A 24,734-nucleotide genomic window follows, 5' to 3' on the forward strand; every position below is an offset into this window, starting at 1 on the left:
TGTGCTTCTATGAATGAGAATACTAATATTGAGAAAAGGGGCTGTCTAATAAGTCCCTAAAATAAAACAGGAGAAGAAAAACGATTCGTTTTTCTTCTCCTGTTTTTCTAGTTTTATAATTATTCATTAAATCTGAGTATATATCTATCGGTGAACTGGCTCGAATAACTGATTTGAGATACGGTACATTAAAATATTATACCGAATCTAATTTAATTCCATTTGAACAATTAGATGAAAACTTAACACGTCGTTACCCTCGAGAAGCAGCAGTGGAAAGAGTTGAGACTATTAAAAGCTTAAAGAAATCTGGTTTATCGATTGCTGAGATTAGAAAGAAAATAGCGAAACAAAGTTAACAAAATATAACTTTTTGAGTATCGATTTGATCAAAAAAGGGTTACTACCTTAGAATCATTACGTCCGATGAACAACCATTAATAGAAATAAGTACCGGTTACACCCTTACCGTGGTGAGAACCGGTTATTTTTTACACAAATCTCCTTCGCGTTTTGCTGGTGGTACCCCTTAATGAACTAACGGGGCAGGATAGTTCTACAAGCACAGTGTTTTCCAATTATGATGAACTTCTAAAGGGATTTTTTGAAACTTGTTGAATTTCTTTAGGTAAGGTTCAATGAAAGGTGGAAAACAATGAAAATAGCCAGTTCTCCTATCAATAGTAAAATAAACAATGTTTTTATCCATGTTAAAGATTTAAAGAAATCAGTTGAATGGTATTGCAATCTCCTTGGCATCTCGCGAAATAATGACTCTGTAGAATCACCTGTTTACAATATTCCTGTAACAAGTGAAACTGGATTAACTTTAGATGACCATACGTTTGATCCTAATTTCATATTTAAGCCATCCAATAATGTCTTATTTAATTTCTACGCAAAAGATATAGACGAAGCTTACCAATTTATCAAGAGTAATAACATAGCCATTGTTAAAGAAATAGAGCGTATTGGAAATTTTGCTTATTTTAACTTTCAAGACCCAGATGGTAATGTACTTATGATTTGTAATGGTTAATGTTCTTAGGGAGTAGCCGGCTCAACTTATGGCAGGAGACAGATTTATTTTCTAACCAGGCTGCTGGACGGGAGCAAATCAAAATAGTTTTTATGTTGGTTCCAAATTTGACTGCAAACGTAAATTCAGACGCTCTCATCCCCGTCTTTGAAGAGCCAGTGGAAGCTTGAATCACTTAATCGAAACTCCCATGTTTCTCCTGGACTAATAAACCCACAGCATCCATCACGATAGAAAAAAATTTATCAAGAACCAGGCACTACAAAAAATTTTCATCATATATAGGTGATATCCGTTCGGATTTGATGAGGAGGATAATATGCAACCTATGTTACCTATGGAAAAATATTTTGGGCAGTTTGAATTGGTGCATGCTTTTTATGGGGCTATGCCTACAGGTGTCAGCGTTTCCGAAACCGGTCGTATTTTTGTATGCTTTCCGAAATGGGGAGACGACGTTCAATTTACTGTGGCGGAAATTGTTGAGGGTGAATTGCAGCCTTATCCCAGTGTAGAAACCAATTTAGTTAATACTGGGAATATTACGATGTCTTTCGTCAGTGTCCAAAGTATCGTTGCTGATGGAAGAGGAACACTTTGGGTACTAGATACAGGGGCACCAAATTTTTCTGAACCTATTCAAGGGGGAGCAAAATTAGTTGCTGTTGATTTAAGCACGAATACAATAAGGAGAGTATATACCTTTACAGATGAGGTTGTCTTGCCAACAACTTATCTGAATGATGTCCGTTTGGATTTTCGGGTTGGAAGAGCAGGCTATGCATATATAACGGATTCTTCTTCCAGAGGGCCAGGGGCTATTATCGTCGTAGATTTAGAAAATGGGAACGCGTTTAGACGGTTAAATGGGGCAATATCAACTTCACCTGATCCCTATTTTTTACCGAAAGTAGAAGGTGAAATTTTGATGAATCGAAACCCGGACGGCTCGACTTTCCCATTTAGATTGGCTTCCGATAGTTTAGCGATTTCTCCTGATGGAAAGGTTTTATTTTATGCTCCGCTAACCAGCCGTCAGCTGTTCTCGATCTCAACAGAAGCCCTAAGAGACAGAAGGATACAGGACCTGAATTTATCCCAATATGTGCAGTATTTGGGGGAAAAAGGTGCGTCTGATGGAATGATCACCAGCGCAAAAGGAATCGTTTATGCGGGAGACTATGAAAACAATAGTATCCGGAAGATATTGCCGAATGGCGCAATGGAAACCATCGCACATGACCCGAGAATTTTATGGCCGGATACTTTTTCGATTGGCCCCGATCAATACTTATATGTCATTGTGAATCAATTACATCGGCAGGCGAGATTTCATTATGGAAGAGACCTCCGGGAAAAACCATATAGTTTACTTCGTATGAGAATTGATGAATTCCCCGCTCCTACCTTTTCATAGTAATCGTTAACGAAGGTAGCTATCCCCCACCAGGGAGCTGCCTTTTTTGTCAGATATTCCCGCAACTGTCCTATAATAAAGAGGTGACTTAACTCAAATTGAAAAGCCTGCTTCATCTTAGGCTTTAAAATATAAATAACGCACCATAGGCATGAAGCTACATAAGTATCAACTTACGGTAAGAGGAAAAGTTTTGAACAAAACTAGGAGGTAATCATGGGAAGATTAGTTCACCTCGAAATTCATGTGGATGACATAAAACGGGCAAAGAGATTTTACAAAAGCGGGAGCGGAACGCGTTCGTATGGGCGGTCTTGCTAAAGCGGACCCCCATAGGGCACAAGGTACGACAGAAGCGGAAATCATCAGGTTAAAAGGGGTAGCAGAAGCTAAGAAGAAAATAGCTGAAGCATTTGAACAGTTCGGGCAAGCCGCCGTAATGGACATGATTTTGAAAATGCTGCCGGAACATGCAAAACAAGTGGCAAGCCCGCTTAGTAATATCGACAAGATCACTGTAGTGGACACATGCGGAAGCGGTGCGAATGGCGGGGCTAATAAAGTGACTGGGTATGCAACGGATTTAATGGCATCCTTGCAGGAGTCATTAAAAGCATCTTCGGGAATTGATGTCAAAGACTTGCTTGAGAATTTCTCGGGAAACTGAAATTTACCATTCACCACCATCAGCAGGAGAATGTGGAAGCGAGCATGAACATGGCAGCAAGTAAGGAAGAGTAACAGGGGAAAATTTAAGGGAGGTAAGAGCTGCTTGTATGCTCTTACCTTTTTTGAATAGTTTGGCTTAAAAGGCATGATCAGTTTATCTAACAAATATGTACGTTATACTCGGTTTTCAAGTAATTCATCATCCTTTGTTTTTGTTGGGGATAATGAAAGCAATTAAAGTAAATTATTTGTCAAAGTCAAAAGCCAGGATTTCTCATTTTTATCTTTGGTTCATTCACAGTTAGAACATGGCTATGTTACTTGCGACTTAGAAAGCGTTATGATTTAGTTTGTAACCTAAAATCCCCAAAAACAGCCCACACTTTAAAGTTTGTACTGTTTTTGGATTTCTATTTATTGATTGATGAAATTATTCCTGTGAAGTAGTATTGGAGAGGTACACTGATAATATGGAATATTTACAGTGTGATATTGGAGTTGGATAAGCATGTATGTTTTATTACTTATTTCATATAGGATTTTACTAGACTTAGAGCTTAGTAATGGTGAAAAAACCAAGCACAAGGCGCTGGCCGATAAAAAGAAGAGAGCATCTGTAAACTACACAACTACACAGATGCCCTCCTGGTTTTCTCCAAGATCCATTATTAATCTCGTAATTCTGTAAAATGAAGTATTTAATCTACCGGACGGTCATCAAAATCATAGTCTACCGTACCAGGAGCTACACGTGCATTTGTTAATGCCGGAGTTTCCGGACGGGCAATTTGATACACACTGGCACCGACAATTTCAGCTGCTTGCTGCAATTTTTCTTTCGATATCTTATCCAGTGTATCTGTAGGCTGGTGATACCAAGGCTCTACAGGGGAATGGATAAACAAGGCGGATGGAATGCCAAGCTCATGGAATGGTTGGTGGTCACTCCTGCCCAGCTGTCCATAAGGAATCGCAACATCCATCGTTCTGGCCCCCGCTGAGGAACCCAGGTCCGTCACAAGGTTTTTCATTCCATCAATGGTATACATAATCAAACCACCTGCAGGATTATCCTCGCCAGCATCACGTCCGCCTATCATATCCATTTGGAAGTGAGCCACCATGCGGTCTACATCTTCTTTGGGAAGGGAATCAGCATAGAAGGATGATCCAACGAGCCCTCTTTCCTCAGATCCGAACGTGAGGAAGCGAATTTCAGTGTCAATTGGGGTTTTGGCCAGGATCCTTGCCAGTTCCAGCACAGCTGATACACCAGAAGCATCATCGTTTGCACCAGGGCCGCCCGGGACAGAATCATGATGGGCTCCAACAGTCACGATTTGACCATTATCCTTATTGGCTTTTGGTTTTAGGGAAGCGATGACATTGTAGGATGTCTTTTCGATTCTTTCAGCTTTTCCCACTTCCAGAGTGGACGTGATTTGTTTAGTTTTAAGCTGTTCGACCAACTCTAACCCTTGGGCTTGGGTAATGGCTACAGCAGGTATATTTTGCCCCGCTGATACTTGTCCGAAATTATTTCCTGATGGTGAGTTGTTGTACATTAAAACGCCAACCGCTCCTTTATTTAGGACATTCTGAACCTTTTCAACAAAGGCAATGTCCCCACGTTCAACTAGTGCAATTTTCCCAGATACATTTTCTCCAACTTCCTCTGGCTTTGCTTTTCCAACATTAACAAGTTCGGCTGTTACCTTTCCGCTGATACTGCCGCTAAGGGCACGCGGTGTTCCCCCTAAATCACTGTCACCAATTTTCACTTTTACATCTTGCACCGTATCATAGATGGGAAAAGGCTGAACCTTTGTTTCGAAACCAAGACTCTTAAACTGACTTTCTATGTATTTGACTGCACGGAGCTCCCCTTCTGTACCAGCAGCTCTCGGTTGCTCTGATAGATAGGCAATCGTATTATACATATTGTCCGCACTAATTTTTTTGATAACTTTGTTATCAAAAGCTGTGTCAGACTGGGCATTTATTGCTCCGCTAGTTTGTGCAAATACTGTACCGGTTGATAGAACCATACCCGCAGCTAATAGTACTGATAGTGATTTTCTATACATATAATCCCTCCTTATTCATAATCTTCCTAATTATGTATTTAACTGAATAGTTTGTAAATGAGTCATTAGTCTTTAAATTCCGAATATCAATCGGCTTCTGGCACCCGCTCTCCCTTAAGATTATGCCGCAAAGAAAAAGCGGTCCTTCTTAATGAAGAATCGCTTCATGTATTGAAGCCGTCAATATATTGTAGTGTAAAAAAATGATGAAACATTCAAATCTATCAACCTCATTTTAACCTAACTTTTGAAAAGCAATACCGTTTGGTCCAAATGACAATTTGAAAAAAATAGGGAATCCAATTCTTTCTGGACTAGAAAATCTATGAACGATCTTGGAATGACTTCGGATAAATCATTTTAGAAATCAGTCCGTATTGTCGATAAGGGAGTCCGCCGACAAAAGGGGGATATTATACGTTAAGTAATTTTCAGTCTAAAAAGTCGATTCACTTAATATTCATTTTTATTATTGATTTTACCATTCCCCAAAATATTCTAATGTTCAAACCTTCACAAATTGTTCACAACAATAATGAAAACGCTTACGATTTTCATTGTATAATATATATATCCTAATTGATTTCATAGTTTTGCACCAATTATCATACAATTTTAAATAAAAAATTGAATAGACAGAAAGGAGATAATCAGGTGATCTTAAAATCGTTGAAAAAAAAGGGCATAACGACCATCATTTATTATAAAGAAGGAGTATTAAAAACATGCAAGGGGCAATTGCATAAACTTAACCTTAATGAACAAACCCTTTCCTTAAAGGATGAAAATCAAAAGATTTTCTCTATTCGTTTATCTCGTATTATGGAAATCTATTAATTTAATTGCTTTCAATTAACATATTTAAATTACAATATATTTATTAATCCCGAATCTTTAGTATATTACTAAAGGTTCTTTTTTCATATATGGAAAGCTGGTATGTTTAGCATTCCTGTAGTTAGTAATTTTTCAGTTTTGAAAAAAATGGGGCACCTCATTTCCGGATTGATAAATATAGTTTTTATACTATGGCCAGTATCCTTCGTGGAATTCCTCAATATGGTGTTCGTTAGAAAGTCTGGGTGCGGTTAACTATGGAATGTATGGAGTGATTATATAAAAAATTAATATTTATATGAGATAATTCGGGTTTGTTTCCCCAGGAAATAATCGTCTTTAATGTCAGATTTTCTATAATTACCTAAATTAAACGCCATTTACTTCACAAGAGCGGAGTAGTTGGGTTTCGTTACTATTTAATTCCAATCACTAATCTAGTTCCTACAGCTTCAGTAATAATGGATGTCAGATTATTAATTTTGAGATTACGTACGGTAAATAAAAGCCTAATCGCTTCCACTGAAGAAATGGGAATTCCCCTAATAATTAACTATCAAAGAATCGTTAAAATTAAAGATACGGCGAAGACGCTTAATTGTTTCATTAAACTTTAAAGTGGTAAATAGTTAGTATCAAACTAGCAGGGAGGTATTAAAATGAGAGTTCTGGTAATAGGAACAGAGGACATGACCGGAGAGCACGTTGTAAAACAGCTGGCAGAAAGGCACCATAACCCGGTAGCACTGGTAGGAGCAGAAAATAAAGTTGAGGAAATGGTTAAACTTGGAGCACGAGATGTAGTTTCTTTGGAAAAAAGGGATTTTTCCAGTGCTTTTTCGGGCTGTGAAGCAGTGATCTATCTGAGTGGCGCCAGTCCCCGTACTGGGGAGGACAAACCAATTCTGGTTGACCATCAGTCAGTAATAGACTCAGTTGAGGCTGCTAAGAAACATGGGGTGAAGCGCTTTGTTCTGATGAATACCATGCGAGCAAAAGAAATGGAGAGCAAGAATTCTAGCACAAAAGATATCAAGTACCACTCAGAAGAGCTATTAAAACAGGAAAAGCTTACATATACGGTCATACGGACAAGTATGCCTGTGGATAAGCCGGGAATAGGTAAAGTTGAAGCTGGACCATCAATTGTGCATGACAAAGGCGAGATACCAAAAGAGGATATTGCTTCTGTATTGGTCAAAGCGCTGGATACTGAAGAAGTATTTAATAAAACGTTCCATGTAACTTCTGGCGAAATTCTGATTGATGAAGCACTCCAAAGATTATAGATAACTCGAGTAACTTGCACAAAAAATAAGAAGCAAAGGGTGATAAAATGTCCAAGTTGAAAAATTACCTTCCTACAGTTTTAAAAGGATCTGCCGTTTTAGGGACAGTTGCGGCCGCAGCGTACTTTTACCGAAAGGATGATACACAAAAACAACATTCAATCTTGAGGAATTTCCCCCTAATCGGCAGAATTAGATACATGACAGAGCAAATAGGACCTGAACTTAGGCAGTATTTATTTGAAAATAATAATGAAGGCACCCCTTTCTCAAGAAAGGAATTCGAGGATGTTGTAAAAGCAGGAAAATATAAGGAGCGTTTAATCGGATTTGGATCGGAACGTGACTTCAATGAGGCTGGATACTATATTCGAAATAGTATGTTTCCCAATCTCCGGGAAGAATTGAGAATAGATAATAGCCAAAAAATCAATACAAAGGTATATGAAGTAGATGAGGAAGGTCTATTGACCAGAAAGGAGAAGCGCGAAGATAGACAAATAGAACCGTACTTTTTACGAGACGAGGATGCTGTCATAATCGGAGGGGATACATGCCGGAATCCCTTTAAATTAAAGGGGCTCGTAGGACAATCTGCAATGAGCTACGGGGCACTCGGTGAGAATGCCATCACTGCACTATCGAGAGGATTAGGGCTTGCAGGAGGAACATGGATGAATACTGGTGAAGGTGGTCTTTCCAAATATCATCTCTCCGGAAATCCCGACATCATGATGCAAATCGGTCCGGGACTGTTTGGAGTAAGGACACCAGGCGGGGAGTTCTCCTGGGAAGAATTCAAGAAGAAAAGTGAAATCGGGCAAGTAAAGGCATTTGAAATTAAGCTGGCACAAGGTGCCAAAATCAGAGGTGGGCATATTGAAGGACAGAAGGTGACAGAAGAAATTGCCCAAATCCGCCTGGTAGAACCTGGCCAAACGATCAATAGCCCTAACCGGTTCTATGAATTCAAGAATTTTAATGAATTGTTCGAATTTGTGGAAAGAATGAGGGATGTAGGGGGAAAGCCTATCGGTATCAAAATTGTTGTGGGGGATCTTGATGCACTTGAGGAAATGACGAAAACCATGAGAGATACAGGTAAAGGGCCGGATTTTATCACGGTGGATGGCGGAGAAGGCGGAACTGGGGCAACCTATCAGGAGCTTGCAGATGCAGTCGGACTCCCAATTATGTCAGCCTTGCCACTTGTAGATGAGATGTTAAAAAAATATGGTGTACGTAACCGGGTCAAGCTGATTGCATCAGGCAAGCTGACTTCTCCTGATAAAGTGGCGGTCGCTTTAGCGATGGGGGCAGATTTAGTCAATATAGCCCGCGGTTTTATGATTAGCGTTGGCTGCATCATGGCTGAAATCTGCCATACAAACCATTGCCCTGCAGGAGTAGCAACAACTGATTCAAAGTTGCAGGAAGGTCTGGTTATCGAGGAAAAACAATACCGAGTCGCCAATTACGTGATTTCCCTCCGCGAGGGGCTATTTAACCTTGCAGCTGCCGCAGGTATAGATACTCCGACCAAATTTGAACGAAAACACATCGTTCACAAGGATGAATGGGGAAGAGTTTCCCCTGTCCGGGACATCACCCTCACTCCCGAAAAAGTGGAGAAGTTAAGAAATAAGGAAAAAGTGTAGAAATAGCTTGGCGGGATTTTTATTTTTATTATATAGAAGAAACTCGTCAAAAAGGTAAGCCTTTGCTCAATGTAGCAAAGGCTATTTAAGTGCATCCGGCATTGGTGCAATGTATAGGGGGCAAGTCTCGAATCATGAAGTCAGTAGTAATGATTAGCTTAACGGATGGGTGTCTGAGTATTCAAATAAAATAAAGGCGAAAGTTAAAAATATCGAAGTTTCAAGGAAGGATTGTTTACAAATGGAAAACGAGCTCGTCTAGTTTCATCTTCTGAGACCCGTGAGATAGTAAAAGTAACAGAGAGACCAGATGTCATTTCATTAGCGGGGGGACTTCCAGTTTCAGAGCTGTTTCCTGTAGAAGCGCTTAAAGTTGGTGCAATATTGTATTGAATGAAGAGGGAGCGGCATTTCTTCAATATATATGTGCGTGTGAATGACCCCGTTAACTATACCCGTTGATTTGGATGGGGCAAAAAGAGAGAGCCGAATCAGGCATTTCAAGATTAGTCTTAACCGTAGGGGGAAGTCGCTTTACGGCTTTAAGAATATAAGTATATAAGTATGTGGATGTTTCCCGCAAGCTTCCGAAAGGTGACTGGCAGGACAGAAAGTGGGCTGGAAAGTCTTAATCGATTTTTATTTCAGGTCAGAATTGAATTAAAAAATGGAATATTACTTTTTCAAATACAGGGGTCTTTATTAGTTACGAATAAAAATAAACAACCAAGGGAGAAACCTAATTGGTTGTTTATTTTTTATTTTGGCTCTTTTCGTAAAGATTGTTGTTTTTAAAACGAAACTATTTAAGGTTGATTGGAGCGGAAGTGCGAGACTCCTGCGGGAGCAGCGGGACAGGAAATCAACCACAACTCACTACCTGGTAAATAGCAAACAAGGTATGCGAAAACAGCCTTTATTTTTTAGTAGCTTCCTTGGCCGATATAACCTTTTGTACAAATTTTCTGTCATTTTTGTAGCCTATTCTGTCCAAGGTGAATGCAAAATACATTCACAGAAATTTTTATTTTTATATTCCGGTCTAAAATATTCAATAATATCTTCCTTCATATTGCCAAAAGTAGTTTCTGGCTTATGCTTAAAGCCCTCATAAAACGCTGGAATAATATCCTTTTTGAAATTGTTACGTGGGAAGGCTTTTATAATTTCTTCACGCAAGTCGTCAGGGAATTGTTCAAAGCCATCTCCCATCACATCTAAACCAACACCCGAAAAGAGTAGTGCCACTTCTGCTTCTTTATGTTCTGCAACGCCAGGTGTCGTATGTAATGCAATAGCATCCCATACAAGACGAATCGACTCATCTGGAATTTGATACTGCTGTAAAAAGCTCATCGCAGCATTTGCACCGTCTACTTCAAATCGTAAATCTGGACTGCTGAACTTTTTTGTTAAACCTAAATCATGGAATAATGCACTAACATATAGCAACTCTAAATCATGATTCTGCTTCGTTTTTTTTCCGTTGACTGCACCAAATAAAAATACACGATTTGAATGATTCCACAACAAGTCGTCCCCATGCTCGCGTAAAAGATCTGCTGCTTCTTTAGCCAATTGAGAATCTGGAATTTTAATACCTGCTACTTCTTGAAACATAATTGAAAATCCCCTTTACAATTTGATTATGAACTTGTTTTCATTGTAAAGAGGAATTTATCATTTATCTATCCATTCATTTCTATGATAATAATAGATAAAAACTATAATATAGAACTTTTTAAAGAGGCTATCTCATCTTTTTCTGTATGAAAACGCAGCCTTTCGATTTCACATAATAATAACTTAATATACTTACGTGCCGCATAATTGATAAAACGATTCTTTTTCATCACGAGATAGACAGATCTAGTCAAAGTTGGTTTTTCAATACGTTGGAAAAATAAATCCTCTGTATCATAAAATTCATATAATGTACGCGAAACAAAACTGCGGCCAACCCCATTTCGAACGAGCTTCAAGATAGATTCAATGCTAGACGTTTCTACGATGGGTTCTAACTGCCTGCCAACCTCAAGACTCGTTTTATCAAGTATTTTTCTGCATTGATGGATATTTGGAAATAAAATAAGCGGACTGTCTAAAACATCGGAAAATGAAGCCTTCTGCTCTCCAGCACTTTGATTACTAATCAGGTAAAATTCTTCATCATACAACTTCGTCACCATTAACATATCATCACGATTGAATTCAAAACCAATACCAAAATCTGCTTGATTCTCTAAAACAGCCTTTTCCACTTGATCAGTACTTTGAACAAACACTTTTATGTTTGGATATAATTGGTTGAATTTAATGCACAAGGTGGATACCAAATCAGTTATTTCTCCTGGTAACACGGCAATTTTCAATTCCCCGATTTCTACTTTTGTAAGTGCTCTAATTTGAGAAGATATACTTTGTAAGGAATTTTGAATATTCAATGCTTCTTGTTGTACGATTTCCCCCACCTTAGTAAGTTCAATCTTCTTACCAATACGGTTGAATAGTGCATAGCCCACATCTTGTTCAAGCATTTTAATTTGATGGCTTAAAGTTGGTTGCGAAATTCCTAATTTTTCAGCTGCTTTTGTAAAATGCAATTCTTTACTGACCATTAAGAAATATTCTAAATGTCTTATTTCGATACTATTTCAATCCTTTCTAATGAAAATAATTAAATCTGTATGCTTCCAATAAAATAATCTAGTTATTACTTTATTTGAAGGGATTATTCCATAATTTGGCCTGATTGCTGGATAAAATTAAAAAACACCATTAGGCTATCTGTTATTTTGGTTCATAAATACCTTACTATGATTTGGATAACGGGCCTGGTTAAACAGAAATCATGTCTAATTACTGATTAAAATTGAAGTCGTAATTAATTCACTAAATGTAAGTTTATATACTCAAAATAAAAGGTCAACATTATATGAAAATTGTAATCACTATTGACATGTACAATTAATAATAATTGTACCTTTTTAGATGTCAATTTACATAATAGAATATTTCCAATAATACTTAAAATTTGAGATAGCCGAAAATTGAAAAGACTTTATCAAGGAGGAGCTAAATCATGTATATACCTAAACATTTTCAACTCAAGGATGAAGAAATAATTTATGATTTTATCGAAAAGTACAGCTTTGCCACTTTATTTTCTCAACATAATGGAGAACCATACGCTACCCATCTTCCACTCACATTAAATAAAGGTGAAGGTGCATTATATGGTCATTTTGCCCGACCAAACGAACAATGGAAGGATATAGATTACCAAAAAGTTCTTGCGGTTTTCCAAGGTCCTCACTCTTATATATCTCCTTCTTGGTATGAAACAACGATGGCAGTTCCTACTTGGAATTATATCTCTATCCATTTATATGGAAAGATGGAGATTGTCGAAGATCAAAAAGTCATATTCGATTCCCTGAATGATATGGTAAAAAAATATGAAAGTCCAGATAGCCCATACAATTTAATTGATGTGGATTCCAGATTTATCGAAGGAATGAGTAAAGGGATTGTAGCATTTAAAATAAAAATCACAAAAATTGAAGCAAAAGCAAAATTAAGTCAAAATCACCCTGTGGAACGGCAAGAATTAATTATTAAGAATCTAGAAAACACTTCTCAACAAGATAATATACAAATAGCATCACTTATGAAGAAGAATCTACAAAAATAAAAGTTATTCGACATTGTCTTGTTCAACTGATGTGGTAGATTTATTAAAAAACTAAGCCTAATTTCAGATAGAAATCAGGCTTAGTTTTTGATCTGCAGCCGCCACTTAATTTCATCGCAATTAAAAATTAAGGGACCGATGAAGATTATTTATCGGTGCAGCACCAACATTCAAATACAACAGCTACAATTCATTCGTTCAAAGAATGGTGGAGTTATTCTTTGAACCATGCCTTCTTTAAGAGTTTCACACCCACATCGATTTCATTGGAAGAAAGATTACTGAAACCTAGTTTAACCATTGGTCCGTCGGTGTTATTTTTAATGAAGTAGAGGGACGTAGGATACACAGTAACTCCATGTGAGGAAGCTTGTTGAATTAACCATTCTTCTGTATGCTTCAGATGTACTTTGATTAATACGTACAAACCAGATTGTTCACCAATAATGGATATATTTTGAGCGAATTGCTCTTTCAAAGCGGATACTAAGTGCTGCATTTTTCTTTTATAAACTAGGCGCATGCGTTTAATATGTCTACTCCATTCTCCCTCTTCCATAAATTTAGCCATTGTAAGCTGGCTAAGCAGGGAGGTGGTAGCTTCAAAATGAAGAAACTGATTTTTATAACGATTTAAAAGTGGCTGTGGCAAGACCATATAACTTAAACGAATTCCTGGAAGAAAGGACTTCGAGAAATTCCCTAAATAAATGACTCTTGCTGAATCAATGGAGGCAAGAGCAGGAAATGGTTTTTGTGTATAGCGAAATTCACTATCATAATCGTCTTCGATAATATATCCACGCATCTTGTTAACCCAATGAATAATCATTTGCCGTTGTTGGATAGACATGCTTACTCCAATTGGACTTTGATGGGAAGGGGTTACATAGATTAATCGTGATTTCATTTGTTCTAATTTTGAAAGTTCAGCACCTGTTTCATAAACCGGCAAAGTTTCAAACATAAAACGATGGAATTGAAAAGCTTCCCTGGCACCGTCGTAACCAGGGTCTTCAACTATAATACTCTGGAATTCATCCTTCAGTATATGGCCCAGGTATACAAGCATTTGTTGGGTACTGCTTCCGATTATAATTGCATTTGCATTTGTTTTCACTCCGCGTGATTGGAATAAATATGTGGAGATTTGTTCGCGCAGGCATTCTTCCCCAAATGGTTCCCCGTATCGAAAGCTGTCCTGTATTGTTAATACTTGATTAGCCATTCTCCTCCAAATCTTCAGTGGGAAATTAGTTTCATCAACGGCATCTGCCCTGAAATTAACTACCGGAGGTCTCTTGGACCCAGTCTGCTTTTTATCATAAGAGATTAAGGGTACCTGAAATATACGGGGTTCTAACTCGTTTGCAAAATAACCTTTTCTGCCCTCTCCACGAATATACCCTTCAGCAACAAGTTGTTCATATGCCAGTAAAGTTGTATTGCGGCTTACATGTAAAGAATCTGCAAGTTGACGAATTGAGGGTAATTGCTCATTTGCCAAAATGTCTCCTTGTTCAATATATGATTTGAATTTCTCATAGATTTGTTTGTATTTTGGGGCGTTATCATTGAACGTAAAAATGGTATTATTCATTTGCATTCCCTCTGACATGTATATTTATTTAATATTGTACCTTTTTTTATGTCAACTTGTATAATAATATTTTTTTATCGGATATTTATTTTAAAAATTCAAAAAAAGTTGAAAGGAAGATTATTGTGTACATTCCTAAGCAATATCGTATGAAAAATGGAGAAGCAGTTCAAATCATGAAGTCTAACCCGTTTGCCTTATTGATTACTGTTAATGAACATCGTCCCTTGGCTACTCATATTCCTTTGGAAATTCGCGAAGATGAAGGGAAAATCTATGCGACTGGGCATATTGCATACGGAAACATGCAGAAAAAGACTTTAGACAATAATAGTGATGTGTTACTGATTTTCCAAGGGCAGCACGCTTACATTTCATCAAGTTGGTATCAGTGCGAAGAGGTTCCTACATGGGACTATCTAGCTGTACATGCGTATGGATCAGCGCGTTTAATCACTGAAGACGAGCTGATTTCCTCCTTGGATACCATGCTTAATCATTATGAGGGTCACCGAGAAAATGGCCGGACCTGGGAAACGTTTGATCCAGAGTTGCTAAAGAGTGAAATGAAAGGAATAGTGGGCTTTGAAATTGAAATCACATCTATTCAAGCTGCAGCCAAAATGAGTCAAAATCGTAATGACACCGATTACAAAGCGATTATTACAGAGCTTGAAAAATCAAATGAACAAGGGGAGATTCAGGTTGCGAAATGGATGCGTGAGCAAAGGAAAGGGTCAATTGACTGATTAGTATATTATCAGGGTTTGCTGTGGCACCCCTAAAAGCAAAAATGGTGTTTATCATTTAGGTAAGTCAAAACCATTCCTTACAGACAAGAGCTCATTATAAAACAGTTGGAACATATTCCTTTTCTAAATGAGCAACAAATCGCCTCCTTGATGAAAACGAAGAAGTGTAACCTTGCTTCACCATCAAGGAGGAGCCCAATAAATCTTGTGCCAAAATAAAATAAGGAGTTGCTTTTTATGGAGTTTTCTAATATTTGGCTATTTGTAATTGCTGCTGCTACATTGTTAATAATACCTGGACCGGCTGTGTTGTATATTATGGCAAGAAGTATAGACCAAGGGAAGAAAGCGGGCATAGTATCAGTTCTTGGTGTATCACTTGGCGGTTCTGTTCACGTTTTAGCTGGAGCGATTGGAGTTTCAGCGATCCTTATGACATCAGCAACAGCCTTTAATATCGTTAAATACTTGGGTGCTGCTTATCTTATCTATCTGGGGTGCAGGACTTTATTTTCTACATCTGATCGAACGACTTCAGAAATTCCAAAAGCCCCTAACAAAAAGATAGTAAAGATATTTTACGAATCTGCGCTCGTGGAAGTAATGAATCCTAAGACAGCACTCTTTTTTTTAGCCTTCTTTCCGCAATTCATATCACCTTCGGCCATATCAGTCACAATACAATTTTTACTTTTAGGAATTATATTTATTATCCTAGCCTTTATTAGTGATGGTCTGTATGCAGTACTTGCAGCAAGTATTAGAAAGCGGATTCTGGGTCGTGAAGTGAATTCTAGGTTGCAGAATCGGATAACTGGTTATTTATATATTGTTCTAGGGGTATTCTCCGTCTTTGCGAGCCCCTCCAAAACATAAGAGTCGATTCTACTAAGATAATAAGTAAAACGAAATGGAAAGATATTTTATGCCTGGATTCATCAATGAAGATGACTTTTGGTCGTTATTCCCTCACGCAATTGCATGCTTTAAAGTCAATGGCAGCCTCAATTTTAAGAACCAACTAGATCGCAGGCACCAGTTGACCTCCCTGAATAGAATCATGTTTAGAAGGCATTCTCATCACACAAGTTTTTTTAATAATTCGGTTAAAGACAATGAAGACTCTAGGCAAAAGGTTTCTATCTAAAGATTTGGAGCGGAAGTGCGAGACTCCTGCGGGAAAAACGTGTCAAGGGGAGACCCCCCAGGCGCAAAGGTGCAGAGGAGGCTTCCCCGCGACCGTCCGTTGAAAGCAAGTGCCTGGAGCGGAAATCAACATCCAAATGGTACAGGCAAGGCAAAAACTGTAGATCCAATCATATAGACATGGGAGCCACAGTTTGTAAACTACCATCTAAAAGCTAAACCAAAGTTGATTGGAGAGAAAGGTGCGAGACTCCTGCGGGAAAAACGCGTCCAGGGGAGACCCGCAGGCGCAAAGGCGCCGAGGAGGCTTCCCGGACTGCCCGCGGAAAGCGAGTGCTTGGAGCGTAAATCAACGTCTAAATAGTACACCCATAAAAAACCATAGGCATACTCATTTTTCATCGAATTTGCCTACAGTCTGAGATAAGGGCACTATTATACTCTTATTTTTTCTTTGATAATTGCAGCCTTTTTATACTTAACAAATATGTTGTCATACTCGGTTTTCAAGTAATTCATCATCTTTTGTTTTTAACGGGAATTATGAAAGTAAAAGGAAAGTCGTTCAAAAAAAGAGAAGGGTTTTATCAAAAAGGGTCAAAAAGAACGTTTAATTCTTATTAATAGGGGCTTCTAATGAAGCTCCTGCGTTGGTGGAAAAGTAAGAATTCACCCTTGTCGAAAGTAAGTTATTGTTTGAAAAAGTATTACATTGTTTTATGGGTTCAGGATCAACAGGACAGGCTGCAATTAACCTAAAAGGGAACTTTATTGGTTTCGATTTAGATAATAAGCTTCGAATGTTAATCTTTTAAAAGTTGATTGTGCAGTCTTATTTTGGCCGTGGGATAAGTGTTTATTTGATACAGGTATTTTGAGAATTGAGGTACTGTCACATGACCTGGATTGATGGGCACTGTGACGGTCTTTTTTGGGGTGTATGAGTTTTTTTGTGCAACGGGTAGTTGCACATTTGCAGGAAACTGCAAGATAAAGCTTGGATTACAGTCTAACATCAGTAAAAAAGGGAGCTTGTTTAAAAACAAGCTCCCACTTATAATAAATTATTGGTTCTACAAGGTTGTATTATTTTTATTCCAGGAAATCCTCGGTCGAAATTACATTGGCATACATACCGTTAAGTGCGCTGACAAAGGCAAAATGGACCTGTTCAGCTGGAACGACCTTATCTTGATAAGATAAGTCCCTTGTCGCACATGCATCTTCAATAAGAGTAGTTTCAAAGCCTAAATCCACTGCAGCTCTGACTGTGGCATCAATGCACATATGCGTCATCATACCTACAATCACTAGCTTTGTTACTCCTTTTTCTTTTAATTTGCTTTCTAATTCAGTCTGTAAAAAGCTGTTAGGGAAATGTTTTATGATAATGCTTTCGTGTTCTAATGGTAGAACAGCTTCATTCAGTTTAACTCCATCCGTATTCGGAAGAAAAAAGCCTAACCCAGGATCACTAGCGATATGCTGGACATGAAAAATATTATCTTTGTTATTCTGCCTAAACCATTCAAGAACTTTAGCAGCATTAGCGGCTGCTTTTTCAGGGTTGCTTAATTCCATCTTTCCATTTGGAAAATAGTCATTTTGAATATCGACAATGATTAAAGCTGTGCTCATTTTTTCCACCTCTTTAAAAAATTTCAGTACAATATAATGATAAATGATATATTGATTTCTATCGATACTTTGATGAAACACTTTTATATCAAAGCATTTCATGGTGAAAGGAATTTATTATGGAACTTGATAACATTGATTTTCAAATCCTTCGGTTATTATCCGAAAATTCACGTATTCAGTGGAAAGACTTAGGTGAACAAATTCATATGACGGGACAAGCAGTAGGAAATCGGATTAAAAAACTTGAGGAAAATGGAGTAATTAAAGCCTACTCATTAATAGTCGATGAAATGAAATTAGGACTTTCTTATACAGCATTTGTCATTATTTATATGGAAACAGCAGACCATGATTCGTTTATACGTTTTATTAATGATAGAAATGAGATAGTTGAAGCTCACCGAGTATCGGGAGAAGGTTGTTACCATTTGAAAATAAAAGTTAACTCTCAAGAACTATTGAATCTTTTTCTTAATAAAATTCTCGATTATGGGAACTATTCTTTATATCTATCAATACAAGAAATTAAGCAACATAATCCGTTGACTGCCACAATTTAATAAATATATTTTTATTTAAAAGAAGATACTGTATTCCAATCATCATGAATCGTTCCAAGTATGGGGATGTTCGACTGGGACAGTAGCAGTGGGAATAGTCTTTTTTAATATCGTAGATTCGAAGGGAAAAGTATAACGTTAGATGATTATGCGCTTGCTGATGTTGGTGTTGGAATGGTTGATATAGAAATTGTTAGTTTAGCTCCTGAATTGATGATGACGGGCCAACATTGGTTGTTTGCGTTAATTACCGTAGTAGCAGGGTCTGCTTTCTTATTATTCCCTTAATCGCGGGGGATGTGGGTAAAAGCGGGAATCCGTCAGCAAAGAGGTGGCAAAGAGATATGTTGTAGACTTAAACAAGGGGATAGATTGTTAACGAAGATGGTCCATGAACTTAATCTAACATGAAACCAGGTGGAGGTTAATTAATGTATTGAAGAAATATGGACAAATTACTGTTCTTATAAGCTGGTTACACACACTTTGTTTTTTACTAGGTTAACAAGTGAATGGATTGTACCTGTTCCATTTTGTTCATCTACGTGCTCAATGTAGTACTTCCTCGTTGCAGGTTACGTTAGCCATAATTGTTGATTAAGCAATTTCTGTCTGCTCGTTTAGCTACCCCATTTGGTTTGCAACAGTTAAACTATTTGTTCCAATTTCCTTAGATATGATGTTTTATTAAAAATTAATGAACTAATGGGTCTTGCTTTAAAAAGGGAGGTTGCTGTGGCAGCCTTTTTCTTATGGAACAAAACGGGTTCAGCTTTTAAAAAGATAGGGCTCCTCAGTGAGATATGAGTAAGACACCACACTAACTCAAAACCCTATGAGGAACCCTAATATGAGGTTTAAAATGCAAGATAAACAAAATCAACTAAACGATAGAATTTCCATTGGAGTGGATATTGCCCAACAATTACATGTGCTAGAGCAGTGAATTCCCGTGGAATTGTAATCGTAGACCCATTTGCATTTGAAAATAATGAAGATGGATTTGTTGGTTTAATAAAATGGATGGAGGCAGCCATTGTGGAAGTGGAGCCTATAGTCATCAGACACTAAGGTTATTGTATGTCTAACTCTTTGACAGTTTCGCCTTCAATTAACACTGGCTGATAATAGGTTTCGTTTGGTAAATCCTTCTTTCCTTGTAATTTCTTAATGACCCAATCAGCTGCATCATGTCCCATTTGTTCTTGTGGGTGTGTTAATGTCGTTAGTTTGATATTGGCATTTTTCGCAATATAGGAATTGTCCTGGCCAATAATTGATAATTGTTCGGGAATAGAAATATCGAGTTGTCTGCATACATTTACTACTTCCAACCCTACCTCGTCGTTATAACAAACAATGGCAGTCAACACGTCTCTATTTTCATTTAGGAACTCTTTCAAGTTCGTGTATAGGTCTAGCTTCGTTTCAGTAGTATACGAAAGCAATTGTTCTGGTTGAAAGCGTAATTTGGCTTCTCCAAGTGCTTTTATATACCCCTTCATTCGATACTTTCCTTGTAAGTCATCCATTTTAGCAATGAGTCCGATTTGGGTGTGTCCTTTCGAAATCAATTCTTTTGTTGCGAGGTAGCTTGACTGCACATCATCCAGGCAAAAGAAAGGAACCTCTAATTCTTCATAATAAGCGTTGATCATGATGAATGGAACCTCTTGTTCCTTAAATGATAGGTAGTAACCGATGTTGGGATTGTATAGATTGCTTTTTGTAGGTTCAATGATCATACCATCAACGCCAAATGACAACATCATTTCCAAGGCTTTTTTTTCTTGTTCGACATCATTATTTGTACTGGCTAATAGTAACGAATAATTATCTTCATTCAATCTTCTTTCAATTCCGCGGATAATAGAAGGGAAAATGTAATCAGAAATGTAGGTCGTGATTACACCAATCGTTTTATTTTTGGAATTGCCACCAGATTTTGATTGATACTGGTTACTAACATATGTGCCAGAGCCTTTTTCACTTCTCAAGAATCCCTCGTTTGATAATTCTAAAATGGACTTTCGTACAGTATGTCGGCTAACGTTGTACATTTCTTGCATGACGGATTCAGTAGGAATTTGTTCCCCTACACTATATTCACCTGTAAGGATTTTATTTTTTAAATCATCAATGATTACCTGATACTTTGGTTTCATTAAACCTCACTTCTTCCATAGTTGTTTGCATTCTAATTTATGCGCTTAAAATATTTGTGCGGACATATTTTAACATATTTTTTGAGTAAATTAAAACAAATCATCTTAATTTTTGTATAAAGTTATAAATTCCCCCTATTTACCTTTAGGTTTCATGTCGCATAACTTCCTTTAATACAAATTCATGACTTTAAGGTGAGGATGGAGTATGTTATCCGGAAGTTGTAAGTATAAATAATATAAATTGTTGACAAATGTACGTACAAAAAATATAATATGGTTGTTAATAAATTTAAGCGCCTCCTTTTATTGAAAGCGCTGACAGAAGGGGGATTAACGTGCAAACGAATATATTAAAAATTAAACAAGCGATTACCGGGGGAGAAACTTCACTTGGAATCGAATTTGGATCCACCCGTATTAAAGCGGTGTTGATTGATAATCATCATGAAACTATCGCATCTGGAAGTTATGAGTGGGAAAATTTCTTGGAAGATGGAATTTGGACGTACAACTTAGTGGATATTATCACCGGTCTGCAAACAGCTTATAGTGAAATGAAGCAAGAAGTTGAACGGAATTATGGAATTACCATTCGAAAAATAGGTTCTATTGGATTTTCCGCAATGATGCACGGGTACATGGCTTTTGACAGTACAGGGGAGCTACTTGTTCCGTTTCGAACTTGGCGTAACTCAACAACAGGTGTTGCCGCAAAAGAACTAACTGATCAATTTCAATTTAATATCCCTGAACGATGGAGTATTGCTCACCTTTATCAAGCGATATTAAATGAAGAGAAACATTTGCCTCGCATTGATTGTATTACGACTTTGGCTGGATACATTCACTGGTTATTGACTGGAAATAAAGCGATTGGCATTGGAGATGCTTCAGGCATGTTCCCCATTGATGAATCTACGCAAGATTACAATGAATCAATGGTCAAGCAGTTTGACGATTTAATTGCGACGAAAGGTTATCCTTGGAAGCTAAAAGAGATTCTTCCTAAAGTCTACATTTCAGGCGAGCAGGCGGGTGAATTAACCGAAATTGGAGCGAAAATCCTGGATAGATCAAGAAATTTACAACCAGGCACTCCAATTTGTCCACCGGAAGGCGATGCGGGGACTGGAATGGTTGCTACGAATAGTGTGAGGAAACGTACCGGAAACATCTCAGTAGGAACTTCCGTTTTTGCGATGATTGTACTAGAGAAAGAACTTTCAAAAGTATATCCAGAAATTGATCTGGTAACTACACCAAATGGAAGTCCCGTTGGAATGGTTCACGCGAATAACTGTTCAAGTGATCTCAATGCTTGGCTGGGATTATTCCGTGAATTTTCTGAGGCAATGGGACAAAAGGTTGATATAAATAAATTATTTGAAGTAATGTTGAATAAAGCTTTGGAAGCGGATCCAGATGGTGGCGGTTTGCTTAGCTACGGTTATTTCTCAGGTGAAAATATCACAGGATTGGAAAAAGGGCGACCATTATTTGTCCGCTCGCCTGAGAGTCAATTCAATTTAGCAAACTTCATGCGGACTCACCTTTTTACTGCTTTCGGTGCATTGAAAATCGGAATGGGTATTTTGACAAAAGAAGAAAATGTTGCAATTGATCGTATTTTGGCTCACGGTGGTTTATTTAAAACCCCTCTTGTTGGACAAAAAATTGTTGCGGCTGCAATGAATGCTCCAGTATCAGTTATGTCAACAGCAGGAGAAGGCGGCGCGTGGGGAATGGCGATTCTTGCATCTTACATGATGAATAAAGAACAAAAAGAAAGTTTAGAAGACTTCCTCGACAAAAAAGTATTCGAAGAGGTTGATGGGCATGAAATTTATCCTGATCAAGTAGATGTTAAAGGATTTGAAGCATTTATTGAAAGATACAGGAAGGGTTTAGTCATTGAGCAGGCCGCTGTAGACAATTTGATGTTATAAGTGGAAAACTGGAGGGATTGATGTGTTAGAACAACTGAAAGAAGAGGTATTTCAAGCAAATTTGGACTTGCCTAAATATGGACTCGTGAAATATACATGGGGAAATGCGAGTGCCATTGATCGTGAAAGCGGTTTATTTGTTATCAAACCTAGTGGTGTTGATTACGAAACGATGAAAGCCAGCGATATGGTTGTTGTTGATTTAGATGGCAATGTTGTTGAAGGAGAGTTGAGGCCTTCATCAGATACGGCGACTCACGCTGTACTTTATAAATATTACCAAGAAATCGGCGGCATTGTGCATACTCATTCAACTTGGGCGACAATCTGGGCTCAAGCAGGCCTTGATGTTCCAGCGATGGGGACCACTCATGCAGACACATTTTATGGATCCATCCCATGTGCCCGCTACCTAACACAAGAGGAGATTGATCGTGGGTACGAAGTGGAGACTGGGAAGTTAATCATCGAAACATTTGAAGAGCGCGGGTTAGACATTTTAGCCGTTCCTGGTATCTTACTTCATGGTCATGGTCCCTTTACTTGGGGAAAAGATGCAAAATCCGCCGTAATGAATAGTGTGGTGTTGGATGAAGTTTCGAAAATGAATTTATTTACACGGGAACTAAATCATTTTGCAAAAGAATTACCACAAAATATTTTGGATAAACACTATTTACGAAAACATGGAAAATATGCTTATTACGGTCAAAAGTAAGATCAACTCTATCAAATTATCAACCTATTAGATAAAGAAAAGAGGCTTATTATGTTAACAACAGAAAAAAAGGAATTTTGGTTTGTCGTAGGATCTCAACATCTATATGGGGAAGAAGCGTTAGCAGAGGTCAAGGCGAATGCACAAACGATAGCCGATGCATTAAATGAAAGCGGTATTTTACCTTATCCACTTGTATTGCAAGATTTAGCTGTTAGTGCAGATAAAATCACAAGCATCATGAAAGAAGTCAACTATCGTGACGAAGTTGCCGGTGTCATCACTTGGATGCATACTTTCTCACCTGCAAAAATGTGGATTCGTGGAACAAAATTATTACAAAAACCATTGCTTCATTTAGCAACACAATTCAATGAAAGTATTCCTTGGGCAACGATTGATATGGACTTTATGAACCTGAACCAATCCGCTCATGGTGACCGTGAATATGGTTTTATCAATGCTCGTTTGAAAAAACAAAATAAAGTTGTTGTAGGTTATTGGGAGCGTCCTGAAGTCCGGCAGCAAATTGCACAATGGATGGACGTAGCGGTTGCTTATAACGAAAGCTTCAACATTAAGGTCGCTCGCTTTGGAGACAACATGCGTAACGTTGGAGTAACCGAAGGGGATAAGGTTGAAGCGCAAATCCAATTTGGGTGGACAGTTGACTATTTTGGAATCGGAGACCTTGTTCAATATGTAAATGCGGTTACTGATGAAGAAATTGATGCTTTATTTGCAGTATACGAATGCCATTATGAATTTGATTATGGTACCTACAGTAGGGGAAATTGGGAGAAAAGCGTAAAGGTACAGGCAAGCTATGAAATTGCGATTAAACGTTTCCTTGATGATGGTGGTTACACGGCCTTCACAACGAACTTCGAAGATTTATATGGGATGAAACAACTTCCTGGTCTTGCCGTCCAACGTTTGATGGCACAAGGATATGGCTTTGCGGGTGAAGGAGATTGGAAGACGGCAGCACTTGATCGCTTACTGAAAGTGATGAGCCATAACCAATCAACTGGATTTATGGAAGATTACACATATGAATTAGCTGCAGGACAAGAATCAATCCTTCAATCACATATGCTCGAAGTCGACCCATCTTTAGCAAGTAACAAACCAAAAATTGTCGTATCTCCATTAGGTATAGGTGATCGTGAAGATCCAGCACGTTTAGTATTCGACGGCAAAGCAGGAGACGGTGTCGTTGTTTCCATGGCTGACTTTGGTACAAACTATAAACTTTTGATTAATGAAGTTTCTGCATACGAGCCAACAGTTCCAGCACCAAACCTGCCAGTGGCCCGTGTACTTTGGGAAGTGAAGCCAAACTTCCAAGATGGAGTGAAAGCTTGGCTTGAGAATGGTGGCGGTCACCATACAGTTGTGTCATTGAATTTAACAACAGACCAAATCATAACCTATGCCAAACTTGTTGGGTTGGAATACGTAGTTATAAAGTAATGTCTCTCCCTCCAAGGAGGCTCCGCTTCATTGGAGG

At 38.0% G+C, this 24,734-nt stretch carries 21 protein-coding genes and 2 pseudogenes; 17 read left to right on the top strand and 6 right to left on the bottom strand.

Features of this window, described 5'->3' with window-relative positions:
* The first annotated feature begins 155 nt into the window (after positions 1-155).
* From ACFX4H_RS04205 to ACFX4H_RS04225, 5 genes and pseudogenes are all read left to right on the top strand, one after another.
* Positions 156-359, top strand: a complete 204-nt coding sequence (locus ACFX4H_RS04205; protein WP_283249037.1) for a MerR family transcriptional regulator — start codon at positions 156-158, stop codon at positions 357-359.
* A 296-nt stretch (positions 360-655) separates the two neighbouring features.
* Positions 656-1,039: a VOC family protein gene (locus tag ACFX4H_RS04210; protein ID WP_191930860.1), complete on the top strand. Its 384-nt coding sequence runs from the start codon at positions 656-658 to the stop codon at positions 1,037-1,039.
* 319 nt (positions 1,040-1,358) lie between these two features.
* Entirely contained in the window at positions 1,359-2,456 is a 1,098-nt protein-coding gene (locus ACFX4H_RS04215; protein WP_241636414.1) for an L-dopachrome tautomerase-related protein, read from the top strand.
* Positions 2,457-2,672: 216 nt separating this feature from the next.
* A complete protein-coding gene (locus ACFX4H_RS04220; protein ID WP_377434084.1) occupies positions 2,673-2,777 on the top strand; it encodes a VOC family protein in 105 nt (34 codons plus the stop codon).
* Positions 2,737-3,123 (top strand): annotated as a pseudogene (locus ACFX4H_RS04225) (flotillin domain-containing protein); the annotation flags it as partial. The gene ACFX4H_RS04220 and the pseudogene ACFX4H_RS04225, both read left to right, overlap by 41 nt.
* A gap of 700 nt (positions 3,124-3,823) precedes the next feature.
* On the opposite strand, the gene ACFX4H_RS04230 reads toward ACFX4H_RS04225, so the two are convergent.
* The gene (locus tag ACFX4H_RS04230) at positions 3,824-5,212 is read right to left on the bottom strand and encodes a M28 family peptidase (RefSeq protein WP_377434087.1); all 1,389 of its coding nucleotides are present in this window, start codon (positions 5,210-5,212) and stop codon (positions 3,824-3,826) included.
* 654 nt (positions 5,213-5,866) lie between these two features.
* Between ACFX4H_RS04230 and ACFX4H_RS04235 the strand changes: the two genes are divergently transcribed.
* From ACFX4H_RS04235 to ACFX4H_RS04245, 3 genes are all read left to right on the top strand, one after another.
* Positions 5,867-6,049 (top strand): YolD-like family protein, encoded by a 183-nt coding sequence (locus ACFX4H_RS04235; RefSeq protein WP_034307388.1) that lies wholly within the window; start codon positions 5,867-5,869, stop codon positions 6,047-6,049.
* Positions 6,050-6,708: 659 nt separating this feature from the next.
* Complete coding sequence (locus tag ACFX4H_RS04240) at positions 6,709-7,338, top strand: NAD(P)H-binding protein (protein ID WP_377434089.1); 630 nt, start codon at positions 6,709-6,711, stop codon at positions 7,336-7,338.
* A gap of 47 nt (positions 7,339-7,385) precedes the next feature.
* The gene (locus ACFX4H_RS04245; RefSeq protein ID WP_377434091.1) at positions 7,386-8,996 is read left to right on the top strand and encodes an FMN-binding glutamate synthase family protein; all 1,611 of its coding nucleotides are present in this window, start codon (positions 7,386-7,388) and stop codon (positions 8,994-8,996) included.
* 981 nt (positions 8,997-9,977) lie between these two features.
* Here ACFX4H_RS04245 and ACFX4H_RS04250 read toward each other — a convergent pair.
* Entirely contained in the window at positions 9,978-10,616 is a 639-nt protein-coding gene (locus tag ACFX4H_RS04250; protein ID WP_377434094.1) for an HD domain-containing protein, read from the bottom strand.
* Between the two features lie 104 nt (positions 10,617-10,720).
* Entirely contained in the window at positions 10,721-11,644 is a 924-nt protein-coding gene (locus ACFX4H_RS04255; protein ID WP_034307379.1) for a LysR family transcriptional regulator, read from the bottom strand.
* 434 nt (positions 11,645-12,078) lie between these two features.
* Between ACFX4H_RS04255 and ACFX4H_RS04260 the strand changes: the two genes are divergently transcribed.
* The gene (locus tag ACFX4H_RS04260; protein WP_377434096.1) at positions 12,079-12,690 is read left to right on the top strand and encodes an FMN-binding negative transcriptional regulator; all 612 of its coding nucleotides are present in this window, start codon (positions 12,079-12,081) and stop codon (positions 12,688-12,690) included.
* Positions 12,691-12,904: 214 nt separating this feature from the next.
* On the opposite strand, the gene pdxR is transcribed toward ACFX4H_RS04260, so the two are convergent.
* Positions 12,905-14,290, bottom strand: a complete 1,386-nt coding sequence (pdxR, locus tag ACFX4H_RS04265; protein ID WP_377434098.1) for a MocR-like pyridoxine biosynthesis transcription factor PdxR — start codon at positions 14,288-14,290, stop codon at positions 12,905-12,907.
* A 125-nt stretch (positions 14,291-14,415) separates the two neighbouring features.
* On the opposite strand from pdxR, the gene ACFX4H_RS04270 reads away from it, so the two are divergent.
* From ACFX4H_RS04270 to ACFX4H_RS04280, 3 genes are all read left to right on the top strand, one after another.
* Positions 14,416-15,039, top strand: coding sequence for an FMN-binding negative transcriptional regulator (locus ACFX4H_RS04270; RefSeq protein WP_283865892.1), 624 nt, complete (start codon positions 14,416-14,418; stop codon positions 15,037-15,039).
* A gap of 240 nt (positions 15,040-15,279) precedes the next feature.
* Complete coding sequence (locus ACFX4H_RS04275; RefSeq protein WP_241636407.1) at positions 15,280-15,918, top strand: LysE family translocator; 639 nt, start codon at positions 15,280-15,282, stop codon at positions 15,916-15,918.
* A gap of 962 nt (positions 15,919-16,880) precedes the next feature.
* Positions 16,881-17,003 carry a DNA methyltransferase gene (locus ACFX4H_RS04280; protein ID WP_095395910.1) on the top strand — a complete coding sequence of 41 codons (123 nt, stop codon included), beginning with the start codon at positions 16,881-16,883 and terminating at the stop codon, positions 17,001-17,003.
* A gap of 277 nt (positions 17,004-17,280) precedes the next feature.
* Here the strand turns inward: ACFX4H_RS04280 and ACFX4H_RS04285 are convergent, their stop codons facing one another.
* Positions 17,281-17,826, bottom strand: coding sequence for a cysteine hydrolase family protein (locus ACFX4H_RS04285; protein WP_377434100.1), 546 nt, complete (start codon positions 17,824-17,826; stop codon positions 17,281-17,283).
* 119 nt (positions 17,827-17,945) lie between these two features.
* Between ACFX4H_RS04285 and ACFX4H_RS04290 the strand changes: the two genes are divergently transcribed.
* Both ACFX4H_RS04290 and ACFX4H_RS26810 read left to right on the top strand, forming a co-directional pair.
* On the top strand, positions 17,946-18,389 hold the full coding sequence (locus ACFX4H_RS04290) for an Lrp/AsnC family transcriptional regulator (protein ID WP_241636405.1): 444 nt from the start codon (positions 17,946-17,948) through the stop codon (positions 18,387-18,389).
* An 850-nt stretch (positions 18,390-19,239) separates the two neighbouring features.
* A pseudogene (locus ACFX4H_RS26810) lies at positions 19,240-19,442 on the top strand (IS110 family RNA-guided transposase); the annotation flags it as partial.
* Between the two features lie 20 nt (positions 19,443-19,462).
* Here the strand turns inward: ACFX4H_RS26810 and ACFX4H_RS04300 are convergent.
* Positions 19,463-20,554 carry a GntR family transcriptional regulator gene (locus ACFX4H_RS04300; protein WP_034307361.1) on the bottom strand — a complete coding sequence of 364 codons (1,092 nt, stop codon included), beginning with the start codon at positions 20,552-20,554 and terminating at the stop codon, positions 19,463-19,465.
* 338 nt (positions 20,555-20,892) lie between these two features.
* Here ACFX4H_RS04300 and ACFX4H_RS04305 point away from each other — a divergent pair, with 338 nt between their 5' ends.
* Genes ACFX4H_RS04305 through araA form a run of 3 tightly spaced genes read left to right on the top strand, consistent with a single transcriptional unit; the run spans position 20,893 to position 24,697 of the window.
* Positions 20,893-22,503, top strand: a complete 1,611-nt coding sequence (locus ACFX4H_RS04305; protein ID WP_241636404.1) for a xylulokinase — start codon at positions 20,893-20,895, stop codon at positions 22,501-22,503.
* A gap of 22 nt (positions 22,504-22,525) precedes the next feature.
* Complete coding sequence (locus ACFX4H_RS04310) at positions 22,526-23,221, top strand: L-ribulose-5-phosphate 4-epimerase (protein WP_057277401.1); 696 nt, start codon at positions 22,526-22,528, stop codon at positions 23,219-23,221.
* 51 nt (positions 23,222-23,272) lie between these two features.
* Positions 23,273-24,697: an L-arabinose isomerase gene (gene araA, locus ACFX4H_RS04315; RefSeq protein ID WP_377434108.1), complete on the top strand. Its 1,425-nt coding sequence runs from the start codon at positions 23,273-23,275 to the stop codon at positions 24,695-24,697.
* The last annotated feature ends 37 nt before the right edge of the window (positions 24,698-24,734 follow it).

The organism is Peribacillus sp. YIM B13477 (genome assembly GCF_042787955.1).
GTDB lineage: Bacteria > Bacillota > Bacilli > Bacillales > DSM-1321 > Peribacillus > Peribacillus frigoritolerans.

Excerpts from the sequence above, each read along its gene's own strand:
- ACFX4H_RS04245 (WP_377434091.1), top strand. The coding sequence starts at position 7,386 with ATGTCCAAGTTGAAAAATTACCTTCCTACAGTTTTAAAAGGATCTGCC.
- ACFX4H_RS04230 (WP_377434087.1), bottom strand. The coding sequence starts at position 5,212 with ATGTATAGAAAATCACTATCAGTACTATTAGCTGCGGGTATGGTTCTA.
- ACFX4H_RS04240 (WP_377434089.1), top strand. The coding sequence starts at position 6,709 with ATGAGAGTTCTGGTAATAGGAACAGAGGACATGACCGGAGAGCACGTT.
- ACFX4H_RS04215 (WP_241636414.1), top strand. The coding sequence starts at position 1,359 with ATGCAACCTATGTTACCTATGGAAAAATATTTTGGGCAGTTTGAATTG.
- ACFX4H_RS04220 (WP_377434084.1), top strand. The coding sequence starts at position 2,673 with ATGGGAAGATTAGTTCACCTCGAAATTCATGTGGATGACATAAAACGG.
- ACFX4H_RS04285 (WP_377434100.1), bottom strand. The coding sequence starts at position 17,826 with ATGAGCACAGCTTTAATCATTGTCGATATTCAAAATGACTATTTTCCA.
- ACFX4H_RS04250 (WP_377434094.1), bottom strand. The coding sequence starts at position 10,616 with ATGTTTCAAGAAGTAGCAGGTATTAAAATTCCAGATTCTCAATTGGCT.
- pdxR (WP_377434098.1), bottom strand. The coding sequence starts at position 14,290 with ATGAATAATACCATTTTTACGTTCAATGATAACGCCCCAAAATACAAA.
- araA (WP_377434108.1), top strand. The coding sequence starts at position 23,273 with ATGTTAACAACAGAAAAAAAGGAATTTTGGTTTGTCGTAGGATCTCAA.
- ACFX4H_RS04290 (WP_241636405.1), top strand. The coding sequence starts at position 17,946 with ATGGAACTTGATAACATTGATTTTCAAATCCTTCGGTTATTATCCGAA.
- ACFX4H_RS04275 (WP_241636407.1), top strand. The coding sequence starts at position 15,280 with ATGGAGTTTTCTAATATTTGGCTATTTGTAATTGCTGCTGCTACATTG.
- ACFX4H_RS04260 (WP_377434096.1), top strand. The coding sequence starts at position 12,079 with ATGTATATACCTAAACATTTTCAACTCAAGGATGAAGAAATAATTTAT.
- ACFX4H_RS04210 (WP_191930860.1), top strand. The coding sequence starts at position 656 with ATGAAAATAGCCAGTTCTCCTATCAATAGTAAAATAAACAATGTTTTT.
- ACFX4H_RS04300 (WP_034307361.1), bottom strand. The coding sequence starts at position 20,554 with ATGAAACCAAAGTATCAGGTAATCATTGATGATTTAAAAAATAAAATC.